Annotated in this window: 22 protein-coding genes, 4 tRNA genes and 1 riboswitch; of the genes, 13 read left to right on the top strand and 13 right to left on the bottom strand. The window is 65.0% G+C overall.

Going from position 1 to position 25,981, the window contains the following annotated elements; all coding sequences use genetic code 11:
* Nucleotides 1-29: 29 nt before the first annotated feature.
* Nucleotides 30-169, bottom strand: a riboswitch (FMN riboswitch).
* Between the two features lie 13 nt (nucleotides 170-182).
* The 6 genes from rpe to AB0Y14_RS00755 form a co-directional block, all read right to left on the bottom strand.
* The gene (gene rpe, locus AB0Y14_RS00780) at nucleotides 183-875 is read right to left on the bottom strand and encodes a ribulose-phosphate 3-epimerase (protein ID WP_436587397.1); all 693 of its coding nucleotides are present in this window, start codon (nucleotides 873-875) and stop codon (nucleotides 183-185) included.
* An 87-nt stretch (nucleotides 876-962) separates the two neighbouring features.
* Nucleotides 963-2,588, bottom strand: coding sequence for a transcription antitermination factor NusB (locus AB0Y14_RS00775; RefSeq protein ID WP_436587396.1), 1,626 nt, complete (start codon nucleotides 2,586-2,588; stop codon nucleotides 963-965).
* The gene (gene fmt, locus AB0Y14_RS00770; protein ID WP_436587395.1) at nucleotides 2,585-3,520 is read right to left on the bottom strand and encodes a methionyl-tRNA formyltransferase; all 936 of its coding nucleotides are present in this window, start codon (nucleotides 3,518-3,520) and stop codon (nucleotides 2,585-2,587) included. The genes AB0Y14_RS00775 and fmt overlap by 4 nt, the downstream gene beginning before the upstream one ends.
* Nucleotides 3,520-4,140: a peptide deformylase gene (def, locus tag AB0Y14_RS00765; protein ID WP_436587394.1), complete on the bottom strand. Its 621-nt coding sequence runs from the start codon at nucleotides 4,138-4,140 to the stop codon at nucleotides 3,520-3,522. Before def ends, fmt begins: the two co-directional genes overlap by 1 nt.
* A gap of 19 nt (nucleotides 4,141-4,159) precedes the next feature.
* Nucleotides 4,160-5,047, bottom strand: coding sequence for a PD-(D/E)XK nuclease family protein (locus tag AB0Y14_RS00760; protein WP_436588787.1), 888 nt, complete (start codon nucleotides 5,045-5,047; stop codon nucleotides 4,160-4,162).
* Nucleotides 5,048-5,427: 380 nt separating this feature from the next.
* Nucleotides 5,428-5,499: transfer RNA gene (locus AB0Y14_RS00755), tRNA-Val, on the bottom strand.
* 274 nt (nucleotides 5,500-5,773) lie between these two features.
* On the opposite strand from AB0Y14_RS00755, the gene AB0Y14_RS00750 reads away from it, so the two are divergent.
* The 3 genes from AB0Y14_RS00750 (at nucleotide 5,774) to AB0Y14_RS00740 (ending at nucleotide 6,070) form a co-directional block, all read left to right on the top strand.
* A tRNA-Gly gene (locus AB0Y14_RS00750) sits at nucleotides 5,774-5,846 on the top strand.
* A 54-nt stretch (nucleotides 5,847-5,900) separates the two neighbouring features.
* Nucleotides 5,901-5,971 (top strand) — tRNA-Cys (locus AB0Y14_RS00745).
* 27 nt (nucleotides 5,972-5,998) lie between these two features.
* Nucleotides 5,999-6,070, top strand: a tRNA-Val gene (locus tag AB0Y14_RS00740).
* Between the two features lie 229 nt (nucleotides 6,071-6,299).
* On the opposite strand, the gene AB0Y14_RS00735 is transcribed toward AB0Y14_RS00740, so the two are convergent.
* Nucleotides 6,300-7,151, bottom strand: coding sequence for a TSUP family transporter (locus tag AB0Y14_RS00735; RefSeq protein ID WP_436587393.1), 852 nt, complete (start codon nucleotides 7,149-7,151; stop codon nucleotides 6,300-6,302).
* Between the two features lie 28 nt (nucleotides 7,152-7,179).
* Entirely contained in the window at nucleotides 7,180-8,247 is a 1,068-nt protein-coding gene (zapE, locus tag AB0Y14_RS00730) for a cell division protein ZapE (protein ID WP_436587392.1), read from the bottom strand.
* Between the two features lie 180 nt (nucleotides 8,248-8,427).
* Here zapE and ybaK point away from each other — a divergent pair, with 180 nt between their 5' ends.
* On the top strand, nucleotides 8,428-8,934 hold the full coding sequence (ybaK, locus tag AB0Y14_RS00725) for a Cys-tRNA(Pro) deacylase (RefSeq protein ID WP_436588786.1): 507 nt from the start codon (nucleotides 8,428-8,430) through the stop codon (nucleotides 8,932-8,934).
* A gap of 3 nt (nucleotides 8,935-8,937) precedes the next feature.
* Here the strand turns inward: ybaK and AB0Y14_RS00720 are convergent, their stop codons facing one another.
* The gene (locus AB0Y14_RS00720) at nucleotides 8,938-10,293 is read right to left on the bottom strand and encodes an alpha/beta hydrolase family protein (RefSeq protein ID WP_436587391.1); all 1,356 of its coding nucleotides are present in this window, start codon (nucleotides 10,291-10,293) and stop codon (nucleotides 8,938-8,940) included.
* Nucleotides 10,294-10,399: 106 nt separating this feature from the next.
* Here AB0Y14_RS00720 and AB0Y14_RS00715 point away from each other — a divergent pair, with 106 nt between their 5' ends.
* The 7 genes from AB0Y14_RS00715 to AB0Y14_RS00685 all read left to right on the top strand — a co-directional run bounded on the left by AB0Y14_RS00715 (nucleotide 10,400) and on the right by AB0Y14_RS00685 (nucleotide 16,891).
* Entirely contained in the window at nucleotides 10,400-10,894 is a 495-nt protein-coding gene (locus tag AB0Y14_RS00715; RefSeq protein WP_436587390.1) for a hypothetical protein, read from the top strand.
* The gene (msrB, locus tag AB0Y14_RS00710) at nucleotides 10,887-11,357 is read left to right on the top strand and encodes a peptide-methionine (R)-S-oxide reductase MsrB (RefSeq protein ID WP_436587389.1); all 471 of its coding nucleotides are present in this window, start codon (nucleotides 10,887-10,889) and stop codon (nucleotides 11,355-11,357) included. The genes AB0Y14_RS00715 and msrB overlap by 8 nt, the downstream gene beginning before the upstream one ends.
* Before the next feature lie 80 nt (nucleotides 11,358-11,437).
* Complete coding sequence (locus tag AB0Y14_RS00705) at nucleotides 11,438-12,022, top strand: DUF3000 domain-containing protein (RefSeq protein WP_436587388.1); 585 nt, start codon at nucleotides 11,438-11,440, stop codon at nucleotides 12,020-12,022.
* Between the two features lie 128 nt (nucleotides 12,023-12,150).
* The gene (locus AB0Y14_RS00700) at nucleotides 12,151-13,524 is read left to right on the top strand and encodes an HRDC domain-containing protein (protein ID WP_436587387.1); all 1,374 of its coding nucleotides are present in this window, start codon (nucleotides 12,151-12,153) and stop codon (nucleotides 13,522-13,524) included.
* Nucleotides 13,525-13,581: 57 nt separating this feature from the next.
* A complete protein-coding gene (locus tag AB0Y14_RS00695; RefSeq protein WP_436587386.1) occupies nucleotides 13,582-15,720 on the top strand; it encodes a 3-hydroxyacyl-CoA dehydrogenase NAD-binding domain-containing protein in 2,139 nt (712 codons plus the stop codon).
* Nucleotides 15,721-15,814: 94 nt separating this feature from the next.
* Nucleotides 15,815-16,294 carry a Rieske (2Fe-2S) protein gene (locus AB0Y14_RS00690; protein ID WP_436587385.1) on the top strand — a complete coding sequence of 160 codons (480 nt, stop codon included), beginning with the start codon at nucleotides 15,815-15,817 and terminating at the stop codon, nucleotides 16,292-16,294.
* A gap of 246 nt (nucleotides 16,295-16,540) precedes the next feature.
* Nucleotides 16,541-16,891, top strand: a complete 351-nt coding sequence (locus AB0Y14_RS00685) for a DUF488 domain-containing protein (RefSeq protein WP_436587384.1) — start codon at nucleotides 16,541-16,543, stop codon at nucleotides 16,889-16,891.
* A 187-nt stretch (nucleotides 16,892-17,078) separates the two neighbouring features.
* On the opposite strand, the gene AB0Y14_RS00680 is transcribed toward AB0Y14_RS00685, so the two are convergent.
* The 3 genes from AB0Y14_RS00680 to AB0Y14_RS00670 form a co-directional block, all read right to left on the bottom strand.
* Nucleotides 17,079-19,883 (bottom strand): aconitate hydratase, encoded by a 2,805-nt coding sequence (locus AB0Y14_RS00680; RefSeq protein ID WP_436587383.1) that lies wholly within the window; start codon nucleotides 19,881-19,883, stop codon nucleotides 17,079-17,081.
* 216 nt (nucleotides 19,884-20,099) lie between these two features.
* Nucleotides 20,100-21,566 (bottom strand): class I SAM-dependent RNA methyltransferase, encoded by a 1,467-nt coding sequence (locus tag AB0Y14_RS00675; RefSeq protein WP_436587382.1) that lies wholly within the window; start codon nucleotides 21,564-21,566, stop codon nucleotides 20,100-20,102.
* Entirely contained in the window at nucleotides 21,563-23,521 is a 1,959-nt protein-coding gene (locus tag AB0Y14_RS00670; RefSeq protein ID WP_436587381.1) for an APC family permease, read from the bottom strand. Before AB0Y14_RS00670 ends, AB0Y14_RS00675 begins: the two co-directional genes overlap by 4 nt.
* 122 nt (nucleotides 23,522-23,643) lie before the next feature.
* Here AB0Y14_RS00670 and AB0Y14_RS00665 point away from each other — a divergent pair, with 122 nt between their 5' ends.
* Together AB0Y14_RS00665 and AB0Y14_RS00660 are read left to right on the top strand one after the other, a co-directional pair.
* The gene (locus AB0Y14_RS00665) at nucleotides 23,644-24,447 is read left to right on the top strand and encodes a potassium channel family protein (RefSeq protein ID WP_436587380.1); all 804 of its coding nucleotides are present in this window, start codon (nucleotides 23,644-23,646) and stop codon (nucleotides 24,445-24,447) included.
* 1 nt (nucleotide 24,448) lies between these two features.
* Nucleotides 24,449-25,192 carry a potassium channel family protein gene (locus AB0Y14_RS00660; RefSeq protein ID WP_436587379.1) on the top strand — a complete coding sequence of 248 codons (744 nt, stop codon included), beginning with the start codon at nucleotides 24,449-24,451 and terminating at the stop codon, nucleotides 25,190-25,192.
* A gap of 34 nt (nucleotides 25,193-25,226) precedes the next feature.
* Here the strand turns inward: AB0Y14_RS00660 and AB0Y14_RS00655 are convergent, their stop codons facing one another.
* The gene (locus tag AB0Y14_RS00655; protein WP_436587378.1) at nucleotides 25,227-25,964 is read right to left on the bottom strand and encodes a DUF3159 domain-containing protein; all 738 of its coding nucleotides are present in this window, start codon (nucleotides 25,962-25,964) and stop codon (nucleotides 25,227-25,229) included.
* Nucleotides 25,965-25,981: the final 17 nt, after the last annotated feature.

Genomic DNA, 25,981 nt, shown 5'->3' with positions numbered 1-25,981 from the left:
CGACCGCCCACGGCATGTGCCGCGTTCTGCTCGTGCGCCTTTATCCAGACTGTACTGTCGGTACCGGATTTTCGCCGGTTCGGCCGCAGGCCCCGAAATCATTCGAGTGCACTGTGGGTCGCGGACTATGACCGCCGGTTCGGAATTTCACCGACCCCCGGAGCACGATTGCGTGACACCGATTATGGCATATTTGTGATTCGCGTCGAATTCTCGGCGGCACGTTCCGCAACGGAACGCAATCCCTCGATCGCCGCGGCCGGGTCATCGGCGCCGTAGACGGAGGACCCCGCCACGAAAACGTTGGCTCCAGCTTCCGCTGCCCGACCGATCGTCTCCTCGGACACCCCGCCGTCGACCTGCAGGGCAACCGAGGCTCCGCTCCCCCGGACGGCTTCGGCCGCACGGCGAAGTTTGGGAAGGGTCAGGTCCAGGAATTTCTGGCCGCCGAAGCCTGGTTCGACCGTCATGATGAGGAGCAAGTCGAGTTCTTCGAGCATGTCCAGATACGGTTCCACCGGTGTGGCCGGCCGCAGCGCCATCCCCGCCTTGGAGCCCTGGGCTCTCAGCTCCCTCGCGAGTTTGATCGGTGCTATGGCGGCCTCGGCGTGGAAGGTCACCGATTCGCACCCGATCTCCGCATACCGTGGGGCCCAGCGATCGGCGTCCTCGATCATGAGATGGACGTCGAAAGGGACGGGAGAGACCTCGTGCAGGCGCTCGACCACGGGCGGCCCCCACGTCAGGTTCGGCACGAAGTGATTATCCATCACATCGATGTGAGCCGCGTCGGCATCCGAGATCGCCCGCAACTCCTCTCCCAGCCGGGAGAAATCGGCGGAAAGAATCGAGGGGTTGATGTGGAGATGGCTCACGTGTCCTCCTGTCGACGCGTCGCTTCGGGTCTCGACCGACCTTTGACGGCTGAACGGTACGACTCCAGCCTATCGGGCGGCCACGCTCTACTTCTTGCGCAACAGAGCCATGAACATCGCGTCGGTCCCGTGGACGTGCGGCCAGAGTTGAACCGTGGTTGCGGCCTCCTGGCCCTCGGCCGGTTCAATACCTGGCACTGCGGTGCCGGGATCGGCGTCGCCCTCGAGTACGCCCGGGAGGGCAACCGACCGCACAGCGGCCGCGGTGTCCAGCAACTCGACCTCGCCTCCGTCAAGGACATCGAGGAGAACGTTCTGTGTTTCTGCCGGGTGGGGCGAGCACGTCACGTAGGCGACGACGCCGCCGGGTCGCGTGACCGAGATGGCGGCCTGGGTGAGTTCGAGCTGCAGGGGCAGAAGATCGGCGACGTCGCCCGGCTTCTTCCGCCACCTCGCCTCGGGACGCCGCCGCAACGCGCCCAGCCCCGAGCAGGGAGCGTCGACCATGACACGGTCGAAGACATCACCGTCTTCGCCGAAGGCCTCGACCGCGAGCCCGATATTCTCCGGCAGGTCGGCGGCGTCCATGATGTTCTCGCGGATCTTCCTGCCGTCCCCGATCATCACCCTGTAGGCGCTCTTCGGGAGAGGCTCCAGGGCGTGGGAGACCAGGTCCGCCCTGTGCTTGGCCGACTCGTTGGCCACCAGCTCCGCGTTCCGCTCGATCGCGAGCGCACCCATCAGGGCCGCTTTGCCACCGGGGCCCGCGCACAGGTCGAGCCATGCTTGGTCGGACCCCTCGATCTGGACGCCGGCCAGGGCTCGAGCGACGAGTTGCGACCCGACGTCCTGAGCCCGGATCCGACCGGATCGCACGGACTCGAGGCGCCCCAGGTCGCCGTGGCTGTAGACCGCGGAACCTTCGACGAGTTGGCCCGGGACGGCGTCGTTGTCCAGCGCCTCCCCCAGGTCACCGATGCCGGGCAGGGCCACCAGATGGACGGACGGGCTCTCGTTGTCCGCGGCGAGCAGCTCCTGGATCTCCGTGGGTACGCGCCCGTGGGCGGCGAGCGCCTGACGGAACGCGCGCACGATCCACACCGGGTGGGATTCCTCGATCGACATCCTCTTGATGTCGTCGGTCAGATCGGCGGTGAGCTCGACCATCCATTCTTCGCGGCTCTTCTCGCTCACCCGACGCAGCACGGCGTTGACCATGGTCGATGGTCCTGCCCCGATGACGCCGCGGGCCAGGCCGACGGTCTGGTTCAGGGCAGCGTGGTTCGGGACCCTCATGCCGAGAATCTGGTGGGCTCCGAGACGCAGCGCGTTGAGGATTTTCGGATCAGTTTTCTCGAGCGGACGGTCGAGGCACCGGGACAGGATCGCATCATAGGTCCCGCGTTCGCGCAGCGTCCCGTAGGCCAGTTCCGTCGCGAATGCGGCGTCGCGCCGGTCCAGGCGATGCTTCCGGATCGCCTGTGGAAGCACGAGGTTCGCGTAGGAATCCTGATTGTCGACCGCTTGCATGACCTCGAAGGCGACCAGGCGGTCCGGGTCCGCAACGCGACGCCGAGCGCTGGGGGCCGAGGCCGAGAAATCTCGTCTGCCCTGGGACTTCCTGTTTCTCTCGCGTCCCTGGGCGTCACGCCGCGAATTCCTCCCGCCGGAGTTTTCGTTCCGCTGTTGGCGTCGGTTGAAGTTGTCACTCATTCGAAGATCACGGTCTCCTGATCGATTCGTCCTGCTCCACGAGCCCAGTCGGCCGCGTTCATCATCTTTTTCCCTGCGGGCTGAATGCGCTCGACGACCACTTCGCCGTCGCCGCAGGCCACCAGTACCCGCCGGCCCTCCGATCTTGCTGTCCCCGGGGTGGCGGAGCACGACGGTGCCTGGGAGTCGACCGGGTACACGCCCTGCATCTTGACCCTTTGGCCCGCCAGAAGCGTCCAGGCCCCTGGCTCCGGGGTCGTCCCACGGACGTGGGCCTCGATGTCGGCCGCGGGCCGGCCCCAATCGATGCGTCCGTCCTCGAGGGAAAGTTTCGGGGCGAAGGTTGGCTCGCCAGTCTGCTCTGCGGGCCTCGCGCGGCCGTTCTCGATGTCGCGAAGAGTTTCTGCGAGGAGCGAGCCGCCGCGGGCGGACAGAGAGCCGAGCATGGTTCCTGCGGTGTCTTCGTCCCCTACCTGTTGGAGGATGGTTCCGTACACGGGACCCGTATCGAGACCTTCCTCGATCAGGAAGGTCGAAGCCCCGAGCTCGCGCTCCCCCGCCATGAGCGCCCTCTGCACCGGTGCGGCGCCGCGCCACTGAGGCAAGACGGAGAAGTGCAGGTTGATCCACCCGTAGGGAAGCAGGTCGATGGCTTTGCGCGGAAGGATCGCGCCATAGGCCACGACCCCCGCGACGTCCGGTGCCAGGTCGGCGACGGCGGCGTGCGCGACGTCGTCGTACGTATTCGCCTTGACGACCGGTAGACCCAGGGGTTCGGCCCGCTGGGCGACCGGCGAGGGTGTCAGGACCCTTTTCCGCCCGAGCGGCGCATCCTGCCTCGTCAGGACGCCGACGACGTCCAGTCCCGCGTCCACCAGGGCGTTCAAGGGGCCGACGGCGGTGTCCGGTGTTCCGGCGAAGAGCACTCGCATCAGCGTGCGCCCCCGCCGAATGCCGCCCCCGGTGCGGAACCGGCGGCCGCACCGAAGGAAGCGCCCGCCCCGAAGCCGCTCGAGACGTTGCCGGCGCGTTGACGCTGCACCCCGGCGGAGAGGTCGTTGTAGTCGGCGGCACGGATCGCGCGCATGGCCTTCTTCCGTTCCTCGCCGACCATGCGGTCGATGTAGAGTTTGCCGTCCAGGTGGTCCGTCTCGTGTTGCAGACACCGGGCCAGGAGGCCTTCGCCCTCAACCTCGACCGGCCGATTGTTCCTGTCCACTCCAGTGACCCTCGCCCAGTTTCTGCGCGGGGTTTCGCCGCTCAGCCCGGGCACGGACAGACACCCCTCGCCGCCTTCCTGCGGCTCCTCGCCGATCTCGAGGACCGGGTTGATCACGTGGCCGACCTCGCCGTCCGGACCTTCGATGCCGTAGGCAAACAGCCGGAGCGAGACGCCGACCTGCGGGCCGGCGAGGCCGACGCCGTCGATGTCGAACATGGTCTCAATCATGTCGTCGATCAGCCGAGAGAGATCGGCGTCGAACTCCGTGACGGGCTCGCACACGGTGCGGAGAACGGGGTCGCCGATCGTGCGCACGGACAGAACGGTCATGAAATTTTTCTCCTGGCGACTAGCTGGCGTCTTGTTCGGGCAAGTGGATCCTGGGCGGCGGCGGGACCACGGGCATCAGAGGCTGGAGCGAGCTCTCTTCGAGGGCCGCGTCGACGGATCGGTGATACTCCCATACCTTACGGAGAGCGCAGAACTTGAACCAGTTGTGTTTGAGGAGATCCGGATTGGCTTGCTGGGGTTTGACCTCGGTCTCCCCGAGGGCCACGCCGAGCAGGACCGGCGCGTCACCGAATTCCCAGTCGACCCAGCGCCCCGTGTCCGCGTCCGCCAGCGCCTCTTCGGCCTTGACCCCGGCCACCAACTGCATGATGACCTTCGTGTCCAGGGGCTTGACCCGGTTCTTGCGGTCCGTCCCCTTGGTCTTGTAATCGATGATGCAGACGCGTCCGCCGATCTTGGCCACCAGGTCCAGGGTTCCCGCGTAGCCCACCGTTCGGTTCCAGATGGTGACCTCGGCGGCCAGGGGTTCCGGCGTATACAGCTCCCACCATTCGTCGAACCGGTCGGCCCATGCGGACTCGCCGTACTGCCTCAGCTCTTCCCGGGCGTCGTCGACGGCGTGATCCATGTCCATCGCTCGCAGGGCAACGTTTTCGCAGTAATTGTGGACCCGGTCGCCGCGGGCGGCCGCCTGATCCCGGTAGCGTTCCGCCGCGGCCGCCGCGTCCCTGATGACCGCGTGCTTGAGCCCGACCGACCGGGACGCGCGCATGGCTCGGTCGTCTTCGAGGGCGGCTTTGGCCGCCATGTATCCGTGCCAGCCTCCGAGGTCCTGAGCGTACTGTCCAATGACGGTAGTGATGGAAGGAACCTCGAGCTCTCCGCCGACCGAACGCGCGTACATGCGCCCGTGCTCGGTCTGGGTTGCAAGCCTCGGCTGGGTCATGTCCTCGAAATCGTCCTTCTGCATTGCGATGTGCTCGCCGCGGATCGCGGCCTGGGGCGTGGGCGCCGCCTTCAGCCAGTCTGCCGTCCGACGACCTCGCACCCGTGCATTGACGCCACCGCGCATGTCACACGGTCCGCCCGTGCCGGTCCGGCCGTCCCAGTCCGTCGTCCCCAGTCCGTCGGTGCAGGTGCCCCAACGCGGTGTCGGGGCTCACCGACCCCCGTGCCTCACCTGTCATCGGAGGAATTCGCACGAGTGGGCGGGTGCATCCGGGGCTCCATTGCGGCTCGGGCTCCATGGCGGGCCCCATGAAAAAGGCCCCCAACCGGAAGCTTCCGATCGGGGGCCTAATCCACGCTGTCCAGAGCGAAATATCGTGCGCGATACTGGGTTCGAACCAGTGACCTCTTCGGTGTGAACGAAGCGCGCTACCACTGCGCCAATCGCGCTCAGCACTCGCACCATCTTAGAGACGCTCTCCGGGAGAGTCAAAGCGGCACCAGGTTCTGCCGTTGGTGACACACGACACACGGTGCAAATTTCCGGGATTCGCCGATTCATGTCGCCCGATCCCCCGTCATTCCGCGGAATCTCGGGGCAATCGACGTGGGGTGGCGTGATTTTGCATCGCTCGCCAGGGTGTGTAGAGTATTCATCTGTCGGCGCGACGAACTGATGCAGGTTCGCCGGGACTCGGGCATGGATTCCGAGAATGCTGGACATGCGGTTGTAGCTCAGCTGGTAGAGCACCACCTTGCCAAGGTGGATGTCGCGGGTTCGAATCCCGTCAACCGCTCGCAGATTGCTTCACGCAGTGGGGCATAGGCCCTGAGTCCTTCGATCAGGACATGGTGAGGTGGTCGAGTGGTTAGGCAGCGGCCTGCAAAGCCGTGTACGCGGGTTCGAATCCCGTCCTCACCTCGCAGTACATAATCAAATATGTATCCAGCGCGATTGGCGCAGCGGTAGCGCGCTTCCCTGACACGGAAGAGGTCACTGGTTCGATCCCAGTATCGCGCACAGACAAGGCCCCGGTTCTTCGGAACCGGGGCCTTTGTGCGCGCGGAGCAGACTCACCGGCGTCAGACGTGCCGGGCGTCAAGCGTCAGGGAGACCGCGCGCCGCGAGACGGCACTCCCGTGCGGGAATCGGCCCCGCAGCGTCCCAAAATTGCCACCTCGGGCGAAGAATCGCACGAGACTGCCACCTCGGCGGCCCCGGCGCTCCGCACCACGCGGCGGCCCAAAAATTACCCGAGCAGCCCGAAAAGCCCCTTGAGAATGGCGACGACGGCTCCCGCCCCGGCCAGGACCAACGCCATGGTCCGAGCCGTGGACGCTGGGATACGGCGCGCCAACGGCGTTCCGGCGGCCAGGCCGAGCAGGACCATGCCGGCGACTCCGACAAAAAGCCAGGGGGTGGGCATCGTCGCGTGTTCCACGGCTCCCATCGCAAATTTTGCGGCCAGGGACGTGACCCCGAGGGTCATGAAAACGGGTTGCATCGTGGCGGCATACTCGGTCTGTCTCCACCCAGTGACCCGCGAATAGATGACCATGGCCGGGGCGGCAACACCGGCCGTCACGTTGAGCAGGCCTCCCGCGGCTCCGTACGTCGTCGTACCCGCGCTGGACCGCTCCGGGTCGGCTGGTTGGCGTGCCCCTCCTCCGGACAGGAGCACCACCATTCCGAGGAGCACCACGCTGCCCACCACGAGTTGCAGAACCGAACCAGGCGTCACCCGCACGACGACGGCACCGATCACGGTCCCGATCAACGCGCTCGAACAGAGCTTGGCCCACTGGCTCCAGTTGACTGTCCGCCACAGGGCGCAGGTGAGGAGGAAGCCCGATACGGCCGTCGTGACATTGGTCAGAAAGACTCCGTTCGAGCCACCCAACGAAATCGCGAAGGCCGGGGCCACGACCAGACCGACACCCGTGCCTGAGATACGTTGCAGAATCGTCCCCACGAGAACGGCCGGAAGAACCACCCAGAGCATCGTCTTCTGTCCTTCCCGCCCGGCCGGACCGCGCTCCTCGGCAGGAGCGGCCAGCATCGTGTCGCCGCCCTCTATGATTGTCGCGCGGATCTCGCGCACGACGTCGTCATCCGCACGACGTCGTCGTTTACTTCTCGACGGTCTCCTCGAGCAATCCTTCTCTCGCCAGGGCGGTCAGGCGGGACACGGCACGGAAATACTTCTTCTGGTATCCGCCGGCCATCATTTCCTCCGTGAAGACTTGGTCGAACGGCACGCCGGAGGAGACGATCGGCAGGTCCCTGTCGTACAGGCGGTCCGCCAGGACCACGAATCGCAGTGCCACCGCCTGCGCGGTAATCGGGGTGACGTTTCGCCAGGCGATGCCGTCCAGGCCTTCCACGAGCTGCCGGTACCGGCTGGGGTGGACGCGAGAGAGATGTTCGATGAGCTGGTCGAAGTCGTCGATGGCCACGGTTTTGTCATCGCCGAACCCCGCCACCGCGTCGTCGAAGTCTTCGGAAGCCACCGGGCGGGGTGCTTCAGGCAGTCCACGGTGCCGGTAGTCCTCGCCGTCGACGCGGATCACGTCGAACTGGTCCGAGAGGACCTGGATCTCGCGCTTGAAGTCGGCCGCCGCGAATCGTCCTTCGCCCAGCGAACCGGGCAAGGTGTTCGAGGTCGCGGCCAGTTTGACCCCGGCGTCGGCGAGCTCCCTCATGAGCCGGGACATCAGCACGGTGTCCCCAGGATCATCGAGTTCGAATTCGTCGATGCACACCAGGTTGTAGCCGGAGAGGGCGTCCACCGTCTTGCGGAAGGTCAGTGCGCCGACCAGGTTCGTGTATTCGACGAATGTGCCGAAGGCCTTGGGACCCGGAACCTGGTGGTACAGCGAGGCCAACAAGTGGGTCTTGCCCACGCCGAACCCGCCGTCGAGGTAGATGCCCGCTTTCGAATCCTTGGTCGAGCCCTTGCCGAATAATTTGGAGAACAGTCCGCCGGAGCCCTTGGACCCGCCGACGGATCGCCCGAATTCCTGGAGGGCCTCCACGGCGTGCGCCTGGGACGGCTGGTTGGGGTCCGGGATGTAGGTGTCGAAGGAGACTTCGCCGAAACGCTCGGAGGGGGTGAACCCCTTGAGCAGTTCCTCGGCGGACACGCTCGGGCGACGATCGACCAGACGGATGGCGGCTTCGGACACCTTGCTCCTCATTCGCTCTTTGCTCTGCTTGTGGTGCGGAAAGCGTGCCACCGCACCTTTCCGCGGCACCGGCCTCCTTGGCCGGTTCCCCCTGAGAGTGTAGTCCTCCGCAAGCCGGGTTGCCGTCTTCCGACCGTGAGGGCGGCGTCCGTACCCTGGAGGCACACAATATTTCGTCAGAAAGGCCAGATGGTGTCCAAGAAGAAGAAACCGGCTGCGGAAGGGTCGGCCCCGACGTCGGCGATCGCTGTTCTGCAGAACGCGGGTGTCGAATTCGGCCTGCGACCCTACGATCACGACGACGATGCCCGTTCCTTCGGGAGCGAGGCGGCCGAGAAACTGGGCCGGGACACCGACCAAGTGTTCAAGACACTCATGATCACCCACGACAAGGAATTCGCCGTGGCCGTGGTTCCGGTCTCGAGCTCGCTGAACACCAAGCGTGCGGCGGCGGCCATGGGCTGGAAGTCCGCGTCCATGGCGGACCCGGCCATCGCAGAGAAGAGAAGCGGCTTCGTCGTCGGCGGGATTTCCCCGTTGGGTCACAAAACCCCCGTGACGGTCCTTCTCGACAGCAGCGCGGCGGAATACCCGACCGTTCTGGTCTCCGGCGGCAAACGAGGCCTCGACGTCGAGCTGTCTCCTGATGACCTTCTCACGGTCACGAAGGGACGCTACGCCCAGATCAAGGCGGATTAGCAGTCAGTAGTCCACCTGGCGCCGCGACATCGCGATCGCAGATCGGCCTTCCTCCGGCTCGACGGCAGGGTTGTCGTCGGAAAGATGATCTGGCAACCACTCGGTGACTGCGGCGGTCCATCGCTCGGGGTCCACGTTCCATTCCTTGGTGTGTCGGGCCTTGCGGAAGGGGACCATGGTTACGAACTCATTGCGCGAGGCAAGTTTCTTCGAAGCGAACGAGGGGACGAACTCGTCGTCCGTCGAATGGATGATGAGGGTCGGCGTCATGAGCTCGTCGCTCCTGGACAGCCAATCGAGGTCGGAGAGCACGATGGGAGAACGCAGTCCCGTCATCATGGCCGCGCGAGGTTCGGACAACAGGTCGGCAACCAGTTGGCCCGCACGCAAGGGCAAGCGCTGCATCTTCGAGTGGTACCGGATCAGTTCGAACCAGTCGACCACGGGCCCGTCCAGCACCATGGCACGGATCAAGTGTTGGAACGCCGATTTGTCCGCCGTTTGCAGCGCGATCGCCCCTCCCATGGACCAGCCGAACAGGACGACGTCGTCCGCTCCGTGATCCAGCGCGTATCGGATCGCGACGTCGATGTCCTGCCATTCGGTGAAACCCAGTCCGTACCGCCCGTCTTCCGAGGGCGGAGCGTCCCTGTCGTTCCGGTAGGAGACGTGGATGCTGGGCATGCCCAGCTTCTGGGTTGCGGCGAGCGATCGAAGGGTCTCCTGCCGGGACGCTCCTCGTCCATGGATCATCACGGCCCACGTCCGACACGTCGAGGACTCCGGTGCCGGAACCACCCAGGCCGGCGCCTCACCCACGGGAAGCTCCAAGGTCACGTCCATGAATTCGAACCCCGCATCGGCTGGCGTGTCATAGACGGCCCCCGACCAACGGCAACGCTTGGCCACGGTGAGATCTCCCTGTCGGACCTCGAGAACTCGCCGGGTCACCGTCTCGAGCCGCGGGGAATACGAAACCACGTCCCCGATCAGGGCCCTCCCCCGGCCGGCGTCGAAAAAGAGCATGTATCGCCCCGGAACCAGCGTTTCGGCGTCCGCGGGAAGACTGACCGTGGCCGGGATCTGCCCTTCGACGGGCTCGGGCGTCTCATACCCCACGCCGAGAATCCGCATCGTCTCGTTGCCCGGCTTCGGTGGGGTCACGATCGTCCGTGCGTAAAACCCCGCAGCGGCGGCCACGGTGCCGACGGCGAGGCTTGCGGCCCCGGCTCCAGCGACCATGCCGGTGCGCAGGCCCGAGAGCCATGGCCTGACCGCGGACATTCGTCCCGTACCGGACTGAGCCCCCGACCCCAAAGCCTTCGTGGTCGATGCTTTCCGAAAGTCGATCCAAGACACGTTCGATTACCGACCTTTCCCCGGTGTTCCCCGACACCATCATCCTTGGGGTCCAGCCGCAGAACAACTGATGATTCGGTCGTGTCCTGACGAGTAGTATCGGGACATGAGCAATTTGCTGGTGGTGACCGACGCAATTCTCGGCGAGGCCGAGATCGAGAACATCAATATCGTGAGGTCCGGCGAGGATCCCGATGCCCGTGACGATATTCGCGTCATCGTCCCCACGGAGATGAACAAGCGCCTCTGGTTGGAATTTCTCGACCAGCTCGCGTTGTTGGACTTTGAGGAAGCATTTCGCGTGGTCTCGCACGCCGAGAAAGGACCCGCAACGTTGCGAGCGGATGCCGAGAAGATCCTCGAAGGATCCCTGCAGACGCTCAGTGACGCGGGACTTCCGGGCCGGGGCAGGGTCGTTGAAGGCGAGCCGCTCCGTGCTATGCGGGAAGAGGTCGACGACGGTATCGACCAGGTACTCATCATCACCGAGCCGCATCCGGTCGAGGACACGCTGAATATCCATTGGTCCAATACAGCGGAAAAGACCCTAGGGGTGCCGGTACTGCACCTGTACTGGGGCACAGGACATGTCGATGACTAACAATCCATTCAAGCGCTCAGCGCTCCACACCGATGCCGCGACCGAGAACGGCAGCGCAGGCACTTCTGCCGCGAACCGTTCCGAAGTCGAGTGGCGGGAAATCCTCTCCCCCGAGGAGTACTCCGTGTTGCGCGAAGCGGGCACGGAACGGCCCTTCAGCGGCGAATACTGGGACGAGTTCTCCTCTGGGACCTACTCGTGCCGGGCCTGCGGCGCCGAATTGTTCACGGCCGACACGAAATTCGATGCGCGGTGCGGTTGGCCGTCTTTCTTCGCACCCCTGGCCGAGGACCGGGTCCGTTACATCAAGGACTCAAGCCTGGGTATGGAGCGTATTGAGGTCCAGTGCGCCCAGTGCCATTCGCACCTCGGCCACGTCTTCGAGGGCGAGGGCCTCGGCACACCGACCGACCTGCGCTATTGCATGAACTCGGTCTCCCTGGCATTCACCCCGGAGGACTGAGTACGTAACCTGGACGGAAGAGTGAGCGCGACCGGCGCGCCTTGCTCAACGGTTCGTGCCACCACCGTAGCCTGACATACGTGACGGCTAGTCAGGACCAGAAAAGCGCACCCAGCCAGTTCAGGGAGGCCCTGAGCTCGTTGCGTCGTGCCCGTTTCCAGCCCGAATTATCGCTTTCCAGCATCGACGCTCCGACGCATTTGGCGCCCTACGGCGTCGGTTTGGGGGCCGACGTCGTCGACCCGTCCAATGAGGAGCGGCAACTGGCCCTGGGCCGGTTCATGCTCCTCTACGATCCGCGGTTCCCCGAAACGTGGGGTGGGGACTTTCGCGTCGTGAGTTACATCCGCGCGAGCATCGAGCCCGACGTCGCGGCCGAGCAGATGCTCGCGTCCGTCGCCTGGGACTGGCTCATCGAGGCCCTCGACCGCAAGGGGGCGAGCCACAAGCGGGCGGGTGGAACCGCAACCCGCGCCTTCTCGCAAGGTTTCGGGATCCTCGCCGAGGACAACGAGCGCATCGAAATCGAATTGCGGGCGTCCTGGACGCCGAAGGGACCGGAGATGCAGCAGCATCTCGAGGCGTGGGCAGACATGGTCTGCACCTACGCAGGGCTCCCACCACTGCCGACCGACGTCGCCCGGTTCCCCGGCCGAGGCATTTAGGCGCCACTTCCCCTAGTCGGCGAGCCAGTAGACTGTGACAACGTGCCACCTGGCACCCTTGACCCAGCGGGAAACAATCGACCCGCTCCCCCGAGACGAAGAATGGATTTCCGACCCGTGATTGCGCCATGACAGAGACTTCGGCGAACAACCACGACGATGGACGGTTTCGAAGCGGGGAAGGACTCAGCGCGAACGAGTTGGAGGACCAGGCGGTCGAACCGGACGGCCTCGTAGCGGCCGATCTCGGGCTCGCCTCCGACCTGGTGATCCCTCCCATCATGCCGCTGAACGCGCCCGCCAGCGGCGTCCCTCCCGTGACCGATACCTCCGCCGGGCTCACTCGGGTCGCGAAGATGTTGCAATCCCACACGGGGCCGGTGGCCATCGACACCGAGCGGGCTTCCGGGATCCGATATGGTCAGCGTCCTTTTCTGGTCCAGATCAAGCGAGGCAACTCCCCCATCGCGCTCATTGATCCGGAGGCCTTCGGAGACCTGAGCATCATCAACGATGCCCTCCGAGGCTCCGAGTGGATCATCCACGCCTGCACCCAGGACCTGCCGAGTCTGCGCATGGTCGGCATGAACCCGGATTCTCTGTTCGACACGGAACTTGCCGGTCGCCTCGCGGGACTCGACCGAGTGAGCCTGGGCGCGATGACCGAGGAACTGCTCGGGTACTCGCTGGCCAAGGAGCATTCCGCAGCCGACTGGTCGACCAGGCCGCTGCCCGAGCCCTGGCTCGTCTACGCCGCCCTCGACGTCGAGCTCCTGGTCGACCTCCGCGAGGCCGTCATCGACCTCCTGCATGCCCAGGGCAAAATGGCGTGGGCCCAGGAAGAGTTCGAGGCCATCTGCCGAGCACCCGAGCCCGAACCCAAGCCCGACCCCTGGCGGAAAACCAAGGGGATTCGACAGGTCCGGTCGGTCAAACAGCTCACGGCCCTGCGAAATCTCTGGTACGAACGCGACCGGCTGGCGCAACGCAAGGACCTTGCGCCCAAGAAGTTGCTGCCCGACTCCGCACTGATCGGTGCCGCGAAGACCATGCCCAGGTCCGTGCCGGAGCTCCAGAAGATTCCCGGGTTCCATTCCAAACTCATTCGGCGTGAGTCGGTACGCTGGGTCCGCGCGATCCGCGACGCCGCCTCTGGGCAGGACGAGGTGCCGTTCACGGTGCCCAGTGATTCGCCCCCGCCGGTCAAGGCGTGGGCTTCCAAACGCCCGGAAGCGGCCGAAGTCCTGAGAGAGGCGAAAGACGCCGTGGCCGAGCTTGCGGAATTCCACGAGGTTCCCCAGGAGAACCTCCTCACCCCGGAGCATCTCCGGCGCCTGGCCTGGGAGCATCCTGTGGCCTCGCCCGAGGACATTGCCGACTACTTGACCGAGTACGGGGCCCGAGGATGGCAGATTGGCCTGGTCACCCCGGTTCTGACCCCGGTGTTTGCGGAAGATGCGCGCAATCCGACGAATTCTTCCGGTACTCGGAGTATCGAGTAGATTGCGGACGGCGGTCTCGGTAACGTGGTGCAAAACACGTTCGTTGAGAGGAACACCATGTCCGAAACCCGCCCCGATTACTCACCGTTGACCGAACGGTGCCCCGACGAAGTGGTCACCCAGGTCTCCCAGGAGATCCTCGAGCTCGACCAGGGCACCAGGATCGCGGTTCTGACACTGCACAATGATGCTGACCGGCGCCCAGAAACTTTGGGTCCGCGGTCCATCCAGGCGTTGCTCGACGCCGTTGCGGGGGCCCGGACGCTGGCCGAGAATGGCGACGTCGAAGGCATCATGCTCGAAGGTACCGCGCCAACCTTCGCCGCCGGACTCGATCTGACGCTCGTCAGCACCCTGGCCGAAGATCCGGAGACTCCGCTGGACCTGGTCGGACGCATGGGGCACGATTTCGTCGAGTCCATCCGTGCCCTGCCCGTTCCGACCTGTGCCCGGGTGAACGGGACGGCCCTCGGTGGAGGACTCGAACTCGCTCTGTCGGCCGACTACCGCGTGGGTCATCCGGGGACCAAGAACATCGGGCTCCCCGAAATCCGTCTGGGCCTGATCCCCGGCTGGACCGGGATCTTCGCGCTTCCGCGCCTCATCGGCCCGGAAAACGCCGCGCGCGTCATCTTCCAGAACCCGCTCAACAACGGGAAGATGCTTACGTCTGCCCAGGCGAACGAGATCGGTATCCTGGACGCGCTCACCAGCAGTGACGTGAAGTCCGACGAGGCACGGACCGAAGCGATCGAGTGGTTCGGGAGGGTGATCCGCGGTGAGATCCGCCCCGAACGTCCGCAGGAATCGGATCAGGAATCCCCGCTGTGGTCCTCGGACGGGCAGGACGGCGGGGAGCTGCGCACCCGGTTCGAGGAGGTCGCCGACGCGACCGACACCCTCATTCGACGCAAGACGTCGGGCGCCAGCGAAGCGTGCTGGGTTGCGCTCGATATCTTCCGCAAGGGCCCCCTCGAAAGCAGGGCCGAGTCCCGGGAGCGGCAGCTCGATGTGCTGGAGGGCCTGGCCCGCGGGGACCAGTTCTCCTCGAGCGTGTACTCGATGCTCGAGCTCGTGCAGCGGCGATCGAAGCATCCTTCCATGGTTCCGCCCGAAGTGACTCCGGCCGAGATCGAGAAGGTCGGCGTCGTCGGGGCCGGCCTGATGGCATCCCAGCTGGCTCTGCTTTTCCTGACCCGACTTCAGGTTCCGGTGCTGATCAGCGATGTCGAGCAGTCCCGCGTCGACAAGGGCCTCGACTGGATCTCCAAGGAACTCGACAAGAACGTTTCCAAGGGCCGCCTCACTCAGGAGCAGGCGGAGCGGCTCGGCTCGCTCGTTTCGGGAACCACCGACACCTCGGAATACTCCGACTGCGATTTCGTGATCGAGGCCGTGTTCGAGGAGACCAAGGTCAAGCAGGAGGTCTTCGCGGACCTGGAGAAATCCGTCAAGCCTGACTGCATCCTGGCCACCAATACTTCTTCGCTCCTGGTCAGCGAGATGATCGAGCATCTGGAGCATCCGGAGCGCGTGGTCGGGTTCCACTTCTTCAACCCCGTGGCCGTGCTTCCCCTGGTCGAGATCGTTCGCACCGACTCCACCACGGACGCTGCGATCGCGACCGCATTCGCCCTGGCCAAGAAGCTCGGCAAGATCGCGGTGGGTGCCCGCGATTCCTCCGGTTTCATCGTCAACAGGGTCCTGGGCGTTGTCCTCTCCGAAGCGGGCAGGGCCCTCGACGATGGCGCCCCGGCCGAGCGCGTCGTCGAGGCCTATCAGCCCTTGGGGTTCCCGATGGACTCGTTTACGCTCATCGACCTCGTTGGTCTTCCGATTGGTGTTCACCTCCTGGAGTCGCTCAACACCTACCAAGGCGATCGCTTCCATGTCTCCGAGAACTTCAAGAGACTCAACGATTCGAAGGTCTCCCCCATCTCCAATCAGAAGGGCGGGTTGAGCCCGGAGGCCCAGGAGCTCATTTCCGCGACCGGCGAAGGCAGGTCGGTCGAGGAGATCCGGACGGACGTCGAGAATGCGCTGGCTTCCGAGATTTCTCGTATGCTGGATGAGGGCGTGGTCCCGGACCGCCAGGACATCGACCTCGCCATGATTCTCGGTGCCGGGTGGCCCTTCTTCAACGGCGGCATCACCCGTTACCTTGATCGTGTGGGGGCCTTCGAGCGCATTCGCTGAGCCGGTGACGCCCGGCCGTTGTGAGACGGCCGGGCGACGTGACACGGCCGGGCCCGCCCCGTCCACGATCCGACTCACCCACGAGGTCCTTCCTATGAGCCACCAGTCCCACACCACCCACGAATCCGCGTCGCAGTCGGCCGCCCGCCATAGTACGGAGGGGCCCACCCGGCGTCGCACTCTGGCCGGGGTCGGCCTCCTGGCCGGTACGTCGGTTGCAGTGAGTGCGTGCGGGGCGGACGGCGATTCCTCGTCGGACAAGTCGGACATCGATCCGAATCATCCGGTCGACATTGCGGCGGCCTCGGACGTCCCCGAAGGTGGGGCCATCAAGGTCTCTTCCGACGGCATGACGGCTGTCGTCACTCAGCCCACCCAGGGCGAGTACAAGGCCTTCAGCTCTTCGTGCACTCACCAGGGCTGTTCGGTCAATGTGCGGGACGAGTCCATCACCTGCCCGTGCCACTCCTCCACGTTCTCCATCCAGGATGGTTCCGTGCAAGGTGGGCCGGCGCCCAAGCCGTTGCCCGAGTACAAAGTCACGGTCGACGGCGGCCGGATCAGACTGAGCTGATCGGAGCGATAGCTCGGCGACATAGCGCGCGAAACCTCTGGACGTGAGAGCACGAACCGCGAGCCTTTCGTGGCCGAGGCGGCAATTTCGTGCGCTTCGCATCCGCGAGGTGGCGTGCACGTGCGCTCAATGGGCCCAAGTATGCACCAAAGTGCCGTCTCGGCGTCGGGGCAGCCCCGGATGCGCACAACACTGCCGCCTCGCGGCTCTGTTCTCGGTCTGCCGCCTGGGTGTATACGTGGAAGCATGAACATCGTCGTCAAGCGCATCTACGAAGAGGCAAGCCACAACGACGGGACCCGTGTTCTGGTCGACCGCATCTGGCCTCGCGGGGTCCGCAAGGCGGACGCAGATCTCGACGCGTGGAACAAGGACGTCGCGCCTTCCACCCAATTGCGTCAGTGGTACGGGCACGATCCCGAGAAATTCGACGAATTCGCGCGACGATACCGCGAGGAGCTCGACTCCGATGCGGGCCGCGAGGCCATCAGGACACTTCGCGACACGGTCAGGGGAAAGCGCCTCACCCTCCTGACCGCCGCCAAGGACGCCGACCACAGCCAGGCCACAGTCCTCGCGGATCTCCTGTCGGACTGACCCGGGAATCGCTCCCGCCGGCACCGCCTGGCCTGGACCGGACGGGCCCCTTGCCGGTCCGCGGCCGTCGCGCCTGTCCGGGCCGTCAACGCAAAAGACCTCCGGCACAGCGGCGGGTCCGGAAACCCACCACCATGCCGGAGGCCATTCTGACAGTCCAGAAGCTCAGGGCCTCTGGGCTCTGCTCCTAGTTGTTGCGCACCAGGTTCCGCAGAACGTACTGGAGAATTCCGCCATTGCGGAAGTACTCCCGCTCACCTGGGGTGTCGATGCGGACGTCGGCGTCGAACTCGGTCGTCGTGCCGTCTTGCGCCGTGGCCGCCACGTGTACCGTCTTGGGCGTCTTGCCCTCGTTGATCTCCGTGACCCCAGTGATGGTGAAGGACTCGGTGCCGTCGAGACCCAACGACGAGTGCGACTCGCCCTCAGGGAACTGCAACGGCAGAACGCCCATACCAATCAGGTTCGAGCGGTGAATACGCTCGAAGGACTCGGCGATAACGGCCTTGACGCCCAGCAAGCGGGTACCCTTGGCCGCCCAGTCACGAGAAGAACCGGTTCCGTACTCCTTGCCACCCAGGACCACCAGCGGGGTGCCCTCGGCGGCGTAGTTCTGCGCGGCGTCGTACACCGTGCTCTGCTCGCCGCCCTGGGTGAAGTCACGAGTGAATCCGCCCTCGACGCCGTCCAACAGCTCATTCTTGATGCGGATGTTCGCGAACGTACCGCGGATCATGACCTCGTGGTTACCACGGCGGGAACCGTAGGAATTGAAGTCCTTGCGCTCCACGCCGTTCTCGATGAGGTACTTGCCCGCAGGTGTGTCCGACTTGAAGGAACCGGCCGGCGAGATGTGGTCGGTCGTGACCGAATCGCCCAGCTTGAGCAGAACTCGAGCGTTCTCGACGTCCTCGACCGGGTCCGGATCCATGGTCATGCCCTCGAAGTACGGTGGCTTGCGGACGTAGGTCGAAGCCTCGTCCCACTCGAAGGTGTCGCCGGTCGGGGTGTCCAGGTTCTTCCAGCGATCGTCACCGTCGAAGATGGTTCCGTACTCATTGCTGTACTGGTCCGTGGACACCGAGGCGTCAATGATCTGCTGCACCTCGGTCGGGTCCGGCCAGATGTCCCTGAGGTAGACATCATTGCCGTCATCGTCCTGACCCAGCGGGTCGTTCTCGAAGTCGAAGTCCATCGACCCGGCCAGCGAGTAGGCGATGACGAGCGGCGGAGAGGCCAAGTAGTTCATCTTGACGTCCGGGTTGATGCGGCCCTCAAAGTTCCGGTTTCCCGAAAGGACCGAGGTCACCGACAGATCATTGTCGCTGACCGCCTTGGAGACCTCGTCCTCGAGCGGGCCCGAGTTGCCGATGCACGTGGTGCAACCGTAACCGACAATGTAGAACCCGACGCTCTCGAGTTCCGACATCAGGCCGGCCTTCTCGTAGTAGTCGGTCACGACCTTGGAGCCCGGAGCGATCGAGGTCTTGACCCACGGCTTCGCCTTGAGCCCCTTGGCTGCGGCGTTACGTGCGAGCACGCCCGCGGCCATCATGACGGAGGGGTTGGAGGTGTTGGTGCATGACGTGATGGACGCGATGGCAACCGCACCGTGATCCAGTTCGAATTCGCGGCCGTCCGGCATGTCGACCTCAACGGGGTGGGAGTGACGACCCTGAGCAGAAGAAGCTGCCGACACGCGGCGCGGGCGCTGTTCCTCGGTCACCTCGGGCGAATCATCCACGGCGGGAGCGTCAGAAGCCGGGAAAGACTCTTCGCCCGACTCGGGCTCCTCCTCATCGACGTAGTTGTCGAGGTCAGTGCGGAACTGATTCTTGGCGTTGGTCAGTGCGATACGGTCCTGCGGACGCTTCGGGCCGGCGATCGAGGGAACAACCGTCGAGAGGTCCAGCTCGAGGTACTCGGAGTACGCTGCCTCGTCGCTGGGATCGTGCCACAGACCCTGTTCCTTGGTGTACTTCTCGACCAAGGCGACCTGGTCCTCGCTGCGGCCGGTCAGGCGCAGGTAATCGAGGGTCACCTCATCGATCGGGAAGATCGCCGCGGTCGAACCGAACTCGGGGCTCATGTTGCCGATCGTCGCGCGGTTGGCGAGCGGGACCTCTGTCACGCCCTCGCCGTAGAACTCGACGAACTTGCCGACCACGCCCTGCTCACGAAGCATCTGGGTGATGGTCAGCACGACGTCGGTCGCGGTCGAACCGGCCGGAATCTTACCGGTCAGCTTGAATCCGACGACCTTCGGGATCAGCATCGATACGGGCTGGCCGAGCATCGCGGCCTCGGCCTCGATGCCGCCCACGCCCCAACCGAGCACGCCCAGGCCGTTGACCATGGTCGTGTGGGAGTCCGTACCGACCAGGGTGTCCGGGTATGCGCGGAGTACGCCGTCGACCTCGCGGGACATGACGGTGCGAGCCAGGTACTCGATGTTGACCTGGTGCACGATGCCCATGCCCGGAGGAACGACCTTGAAGTCCTCGAATGCGGTCTGTCCCCAGCGGAGGAACTGGTAGCGCTCACCGTTGCGCTCGTACTCGATGTCCATGTTCCGCTCGATGGCGTCCTTGTTGCCGAACGAGTCGATCTGGACCGAGTGGTCGATCACGAGCTCGGCCGGTGCCAGCGGGTTGATCTTGGTGGGGTCACCGCCCAGCGACTTGACGGCCTCGCGCATGGTTGCGAGGTCCACGACGCAAGGAACGCCGGTGAAGTCCTGCATGATCACGCGCGCCGGGGTGAACTGGATCTCCGTGTCGGGTTCCGCGGTGGGATCCCAGTTGGCCAGGGCCTTGATGTGCTCGTCGGTGATGTTCGCGCCGTCTTCGGTGCGCAGCAGGTTCTCGAGCAGAACCTTGAGGCTGAACGGCAGCTTTTCGGCGCCTTCGACCTTGCTGAGTCGGAAAATTTCGTATTCGGTTCCGTTGACGTCCAACGCGCCCTTGGACCCGAAGCTGTCCACAGTGCTCATTGCTTGGGACTCCTCTCGCCACTGTCATTTCCAGGCGTAGTTCAGGTCCCCAGGTGAGTCCTAGCGGTGACGCGCTCTTCCCGAGCGCCGTTGTTAGGTGTGATGCAAACCTTTGGAGACACAGTGACACTAAGCCTTCAGTTGAGCAGTCTACCTTCTGGGCTCGGAGGTGTTCTCATGTGACGACACCTTTTGCCCTGGACGAACCTCGTCCCGTCAGCTCTTTTCGAAGACGACGATCGTCTCCACGTGATGGGTGTCCGGGTACATGTCGACCCCGCGAAGCCACGTCGGTTCCCACCCGTGTTCTCGGAGGAAACCTGCGTCACGCCCCAGCGCTGCCGGATCGCAGGCGACGTACACGATCCGCGAGGGCTCTGCACCCGTGATCGCTTCCATGACCCGGCGGCCCGCTCCTTGGCGCGGCGGATCGAGCACGACGACGTCCGGGCTTCCCTGGGGCACGTCGGTGCGGGGCTTGCCCCTTCGCGACCTGCCGTGACGCGCGCCCGCGTTGTTCGCCGTGGCCCACCGCCTCAGCGCCTGCTCGACGCCCGATCGTGTGACGACTACCTCAGTATCGCGAGCGCCACTCGTGCGTGCTTGCCCTTCCGGGGAGAAGTTGTTCGCGGCGTCGTCCGCGGTCACGGGCGATCCTTCGACCGTCCAGACCGTTCCGTGTTCGCCGACGCGATCGGCCAATCCGGCGGCGAGGAGCCCCGCCCCACCGTAGAGGTCCCAGGCCGTCTGGCCGGGCTCGAGCCCGCTGGCCTCGGCCACCGTATTCATCAGCCAGTCTGGGGCCTTCGCATGGTTCTGCCAGAACCCGCCGGCACCGACACGGAACATCAGCTTCTCCCCGCCGGGAGCCGTGACGGCCTCGCGGACCTCCGATGTCCCGCGCACGAGCTGGGGATCCGGTTTCTCGCCTCGTTGCCTTCCCGACACGGGAGAGGGCACGATGACTGCCGAAACCTCCTGGCCGGCCGGGAGGCAGGTGGCCAACTCGACGTCGACGTCGTCGACGATTTCCTCCGGAATGATGCCCTCGGCGGCGGTGAAGACCACCAGCGCGGGTTCACCTGATGACGGTGCTGCGACGTCGACCCGCTGGATGTTGCGCCACTCCCCTTCCCACAGATGCAAGGCATTGATCGCCTCGACCGCGAACGGAAGCTCCTGGACAGGGAGGATGTCCGCCCCGTGGTAGGGGTGCATGCCCAGCCGCCCGGTATCGTCGACGGCCCAGTGCACGCGGGTGCGCCACCCTCCGTCCGGTGTCAGGTCCAAGGCCTCGACGGTCAGTCCCCGGAGGAGGTCGGATTCCGGATCCATTCCGCCCAACCGGGTGAGCTGTTCCGCGATGACCTGTTTCTTCAGCTGGGTCTGCGTGTCCGGCCGAATGTGGCCGTAATCGGCCCCGCCCACAGGGTGCGCTGTGAGGAGCCCGTCGGCCTCGGGCCACGGGTGAGTCCGCCTGGACGGAGAGGGTTCGAGAACCTCGATCACGTGCGCGTGAGCAAACCGATGGCCTTTGCCCATCGAGTCGATGTGCACCAGGAGGCGCTCCCCTGGGACGGCGTCGCGGACGAAAACGACCTGTCCCTCGTGCCGTCCGACGCATGCCCCGCCGTGGGCGATGGTGTCCGTCACGATCTCGATGTCGTCTCCTGGTGCGATCACGATAGTTTCTCCTCGTCCTCGTGTCCTAGGCGCCACGGAACCATGGCCGTGACGACCCCGGGTTCTCTTCTCAGCGCCGCTGCGATCTTGCTTCCCGAACGGTGGTGCAAGAACTTGTCCCACCAGTGTTCCAGAACGTACTCGGGCACATAGACGATCACGACGTCGCGCGGCGAGGCCTTCCGGACCTCGCGGACGTGCTCGACGACCGGAGTGACCGGGTCGCGGAAGGGTGAGGCGAGGATCGTGAGAGGGACGGGCACCTCATACTTGTCCCACAGTTGCCGGATCTTCCGAGTCTCAGCCTCGTCCACGTTGAGCACGAGTCCCTCGATCGTCGACGGGCGGGTGGCCCGAGCATAGGCCAACGCCCTGAGCGCAGGCTTCCGCAGTCGTGGCACGACGACCATGGCGTGGACCCGCGAGGGAAGGGCCTTGAGCGGATTCTTCTGCTTCACGGCAAGCTCCTGGTCGATGGTGGTGTAGTGCTTCTTGATGGCCAGAGTTGCCAGGGTGAGAAACCCGACAACCAGTACCGTGACCCAGGCTCCTTGCGCCAATTTGGTCACCAGGACGACGACGGTCGCGAGAACCGTGGCCACCAGCCCGATCATGGTCACGACCTGGTCCCGCAGGAGACGACGCCGCGGCAGCCTCGCGAGAACCACTCGGATTTCTTGGTGCCTGCTCAGGAAGACGGCCGCCTGGGTCAGAGACATCGAGAACAAGACGCCGACCACATACAGCTGGATCAGGTCGTTGACATCCGCCCGGAAGGCGATGACCACCACCACGGTGGCGGCCCCCAGCACGAGCTCACCGTTGGCGTACAGCGACCTGTTGCTCCTGGCCCGGAAGTGCACCGGCAGGTAGCCCTTCTCGGCCATGGTCGAGGCCAGAATCGGGAACCCCGCGTAGGCGGCGGCCGGGGCAAGCAGGAGGAACAGCACCGTGCTGGCCAGGAAAACGCCGAGCAGGATGTTGTGTCCCGTGACCGCTTGGGCTACCTGGGCCAGGACCGGGATCTGCTGGTAGTCCTCGCCCATCGAGTGACCGTTGATCACCAGTTGTGAGGAATCGAGCGTCACGACGGCGCCGCTCGCATCCGCGAGGTAGAGGATGCCCACCAGGGCTACAGCAGTAGAAAGCCCCATCGCCACCAGACTGTAGGCCGCGTTGCGGGCCTTCGGGGCGCGGAAGAACCTGACCGAATTGCTGACTGACTCGACACCGGTCAGGGTCACGGCACCCGATGAGAAGGATCGTGCCACTAGAAGGAGCAGGCCGAAACCGGTGAGAGAATTCGATTCGGCGGTCTCCGGCCTGATGTGGAACCCGGCGCTGGGAGCCTCGTCCAGGGCGCCGAACCAGGACTCGATGATCCCAATCCCCAATACCGCCACGAGGCAGAGCACGAAGAGCAGCGCCGGAAGAAGGGCGATCCGCCCCATGAAATGCAGTCCCCGAACGTAGATCAAGGTCAGAGCGACGACCAAGAGCACGGCAACGAGAACCCGGTGTCCCGCGAGAACCGGGATCAGAGTGGTGACGTAGGAAGACGCCGATGAGACGGACACGGCGACCGTCAGGACGAAGTCGAAGAGCAGGCTGGACCCGGCCGCCGCGCCCGTCCTCGGACCGAGGCGGTCGCTGACCACGTGGTAGTCACCGCCCGAAGTGGCGACGTCGCGAATGTTGTAGCGGTAGGTGCCGATCACCAGCAGAAGGGTCACGGCAACGCCCACGCCGACCCACGGGGACATGACGAGTCCCGCCGACCCCGCAAGAGCCAGGACCATCATGATCTCGTCGGGCGCGTAGGCGATCGCGGAGAAACCGTCGGCGCCGAAGATCGGGAGTGCCGCGCGTTTGGGCAACGTCAGGCCCCGGATCTGCTCCGTCTCCTTGGGCGCCCCGAAGAGGGCCCGCCGAGTGCGCGTTGGTAGTGATTGCACAATGCCATACGCTACCCCACCGCGACCTGGCGGAAGCGGGTGCATTACCCTGGTGAAGAGAACGACTGGGTCGAGAAGCGAACGCTTTCCCAGCCCCCGCGACTTTCAGGAGCCAATGCACCGTGCCTCACTTCGTGATTATGGGCGCCGGACGGGTCGGAGTCATGCTCGCCCATTCCCTCGAGGCCGCGGGACACACCGTGGCCGTGATTGATCAGGACGAACGCGCGTTCCGCAGGCTCCGGAAGGATTTCGACGGAAAGAAGGTCAAGGGCGTCGGTTTCGATCGGGAGACGCTCAAGCGGGCCGACATCGAGCACGCCTACGCCTTCGCGGCCGTATCGAACGGGGACAATTCGAATATCCTCGCTTCCCGCGTGGCACGGGAGACGTTCAAGGTCGCCCACGTGGTCGCGCGCATCAACGACCCCAATCGGGCCGAGTTCTTTCAGCGCCTCGGGATACCCACGGTCGCTGCCGTTCGGTGGAGCACCGACCAGGTTCTGCGCCGGATTCTGCCCGAACAGTCCATGACCGGTGACTATCGAGAGGCCTCCGGTCGCCTGGTTCTTGCCGAGTTGCAATTGCACGAGGACTGGACCGGTCATTCCCTGACCGACATCGAGGAGGCCGCGGATGTCCGCATCGCGTTCATCACCCGTTTCGGCGAGGGAATGCTGCCCGGCCCGGACACCAGTTATCAGCAGGGCGACGTCGTGCACGCGATGATCCGCACCCAGGAAATGAACGGCGTGGCCCGGGTCCTGTCCTCCCCGCCGGGAGATCTCGAGGACGAGCCCTTCGAACCGCGCCTCAGCCAGCGGTCCTGGGGCAAGCCGGCGTCGACCGTCGAGCGAACCGAAGAAGCGATCCGCCGCGACGACTCCCCCGAGTCCGGGTTGCAGCGCGGCGAAGAGGAGGAATGACGTGCAGGTTCTCATCGTGGGCGCGGGTTCCGTGGGATCGTCCATTGCTTTCGAGCTTCTGGGCCACGGCCATCGGGTGACGATTCTCGACGAAAAGCCGGAGGCCATTGGCCGCTCCGATCTCCGGGGTGCCACCTGGTTGATCGGCGACGCGTGCGAGCTGTCCGTGCTTCGCCAGGCCGAGCCCGAAACGGCCGACGTGATCGTGGCCGCAACCGGGGACGACAAGACCAACCTGGTCGTCTCACTCCTGGCCCGTTCCGAATTCGGAGTGCCGCGAACCGTGGGGCGAGTCAACAACCCGAAGAACGAGTGGCTCTTCGACGACGCCTGGGGCGTCGACGTCGCCGTGTCGACGCCGCGACTCATGACCGCGTTGGTCGAGGAAGCCGTTGAGGTCGGGGACGTCGTGCGTCTGCTGGATCTCCAAGCGGGTGGAGCGACGCTGATCGAATACACCGTGCCCACCGATCACGCGTTCATCGGCTCGACCGTCGAGTCCGTCGAGTGGCCGGCCGAGACCACGCTCGTGGCGATTCTCCGCGACGGGATCCCCGTGACTCCCACGGGCGACGACGTTCTGGAAGGCGAAGACGAACTCTTCCTGATCACCACGCCTGCCGGAGAACAGGATCTGCGTTCTCTGTTCAACGCCGAGCAGGCTCAGGAACCCGTCGAGCAGGACCAAGACCTCGTTGCGGAAGAGCCCGGTCTGGACGAGACGGCCCACGGTCAGGAACTCTGATGGGCCCGTCAGGCCGTCGGCGAGCGCCGTACAGCTAGGCCGGTTCTTCGCTCCGGGCCACGGATTCCTTGGTCCTGGTCATCATCCACGTGAGCCAGAGGCAGAACGCGTAGAGAGGGATGCCCATGACGAGTCGTGTGATTCCCAGTGCGGGAAGATTCTCGGCGAAGAAGAGTGGCAACTGCACGACCAGGCGCAGCGCGAACATCGCGGCCAGAACCCCGGTCGCCAGCTGGTAGACCCTCATCCGGTCCCGGTTCTTGCGCCACCCCGTGTCCTCACCGCGAAGCATTCCGTAGACGACGCCGAGCAGGGGCCAACGGAAGAGCATCGACAAGGCCAGACCCACGGCGTACGCACCGTTGGTCCAGAACCCGACGACGTAGTAATCGATCGGCTTGCCGCCGGCGTGTGCGAAGAACGCACAGATCAGCACGCCCACGGCCCCCGAAAAGGCCTGGATCTTCTGGCCGCCGGTGATGAATCGGATGATCGATATGACCACGGCCAGGCCGATCGCGATCGCGAGGGAAAGGCCCAGCGACGACGTGATCACAAAGCTGATCAGATAGGCGATCGAGGGCAGAACCGCCTCGAGAAGACCGCGGATTCCACCGATCGCGTGCATGACGTCGATCTGCCCGTGCTCATCCCGTCGGAAGGCCCCGGATTTGCCGTACGCGGCAGCCATCTGCTGCCCGAAGGACGGCGAGCCGCCGGGTCGCTCGGAGTCCTCCGGTCGGCGTGAAGGCTCGCCGATATTGTTCTGCATGTGGTGATGCTCTCCGC

The organism is Rothia sp. HC945 (assembly GCF_051370785.1).
Classification (GTDB): Bacteria; Actinomycetota; Actinomycetes; order Actinomycetales; family Micrococcaceae; genus Rothia.
Note: the sequence above shows the minus strand (reverse complement) of the source record. Positions and strands in the feature narration are given on the sequence as shown.

What these genes read in the sequence shown, in the direction of transcription:
- msrB (WP_436587389.1), top strand. Translation starts at nt 10,887, where the DNA reads ATGACTAACAATCCATTCAAGCGCTCAGCGCTCCACACCGATGCCGCG.
- AB0Y14_RS00655 (WP_436587378.1), bottom strand. Translation starts at nt 25,964, where the DNA reads ATGCAGAACAATATCGGCGAGCCTTCACGCCGACCGGAGGACTCCGAG.
- AB0Y14_RS00695 (WP_436587386.1), top strand. Translation starts at nt 13,582, where the DNA reads ATGTCCGAAACCCGCCCCGATTACTCACCGTTGACCGAACGGTGCCCC.
- AB0Y14_RS00760 (WP_436588787.1), bottom strand. Translation starts at nt 5,047, where the DNA reads ATGACCCAGCCGAGGCTTGCAACCCAGACCGAGCACGGGCGCATGTAC.
- AB0Y14_RS00775 (WP_436587396.1), bottom strand. Translation starts at nt 2,588, where the DNA reads ATGAGTGACAACTTCAACCGACGCCAACAGCGGAACGAAAACTCCGGC.
- AB0Y14_RS00685 (WP_436587384.1), top strand. Translation starts at nt 16,541, where the DNA reads ATGAACATCGTCGTCAAGCGCATCTACGAAGAGGCAAGCCACAACGAC.
- AB0Y14_RS00715 (WP_436587390.1), top strand. Translation starts at nt 10,400, where the DNA reads ATGAGCAATTTGCTGGTGGTGACCGACGCAATTCTCGGCGAGGCCGAG.
- def (WP_436587394.1), bottom strand. Translation starts at nt 4,140, where the DNA reads ATGACCGTTCTGTCCGTGCGCACGATCGGCGACCCCGTTCTCCGCACC.
- fmt (WP_436587395.1), bottom strand. Translation starts at nt 3,520, where the DNA reads ATGCGAGTGCTCTTCGCCGGAACACCGGACACCGCCGTCGGCCCCTTG.
- AB0Y14_RS00680 (WP_436587383.1), bottom strand. Translation starts at nt 19,883, where the DNA reads ATGAGCACTGTGGACAGCTTCGGGTCCAAGGGCGCGTTGGACGTCAAC.
- AB0Y14_RS00690 (WP_436587385.1), top strand. Translation starts at nt 15,815, where the DNA reads ATGAGCCACCAGTCCCACACCACCCACGAATCCGCGTCGCAGTCGGCC.
- AB0Y14_RS00700 (WP_436587387.1), top strand. Translation starts at nt 12,151, where the DNA reads ATGACAGAGACTTCGGCGAACAACCACGACGATGGACGGTTTCGAAGC.
- zapE (WP_436587392.1), bottom strand. Translation starts at nt 8,247, where the DNA reads ATGAGGAGCAAGGTGTCCGAAGCCGCCATCCGTCTGGTCGATCGTCGC.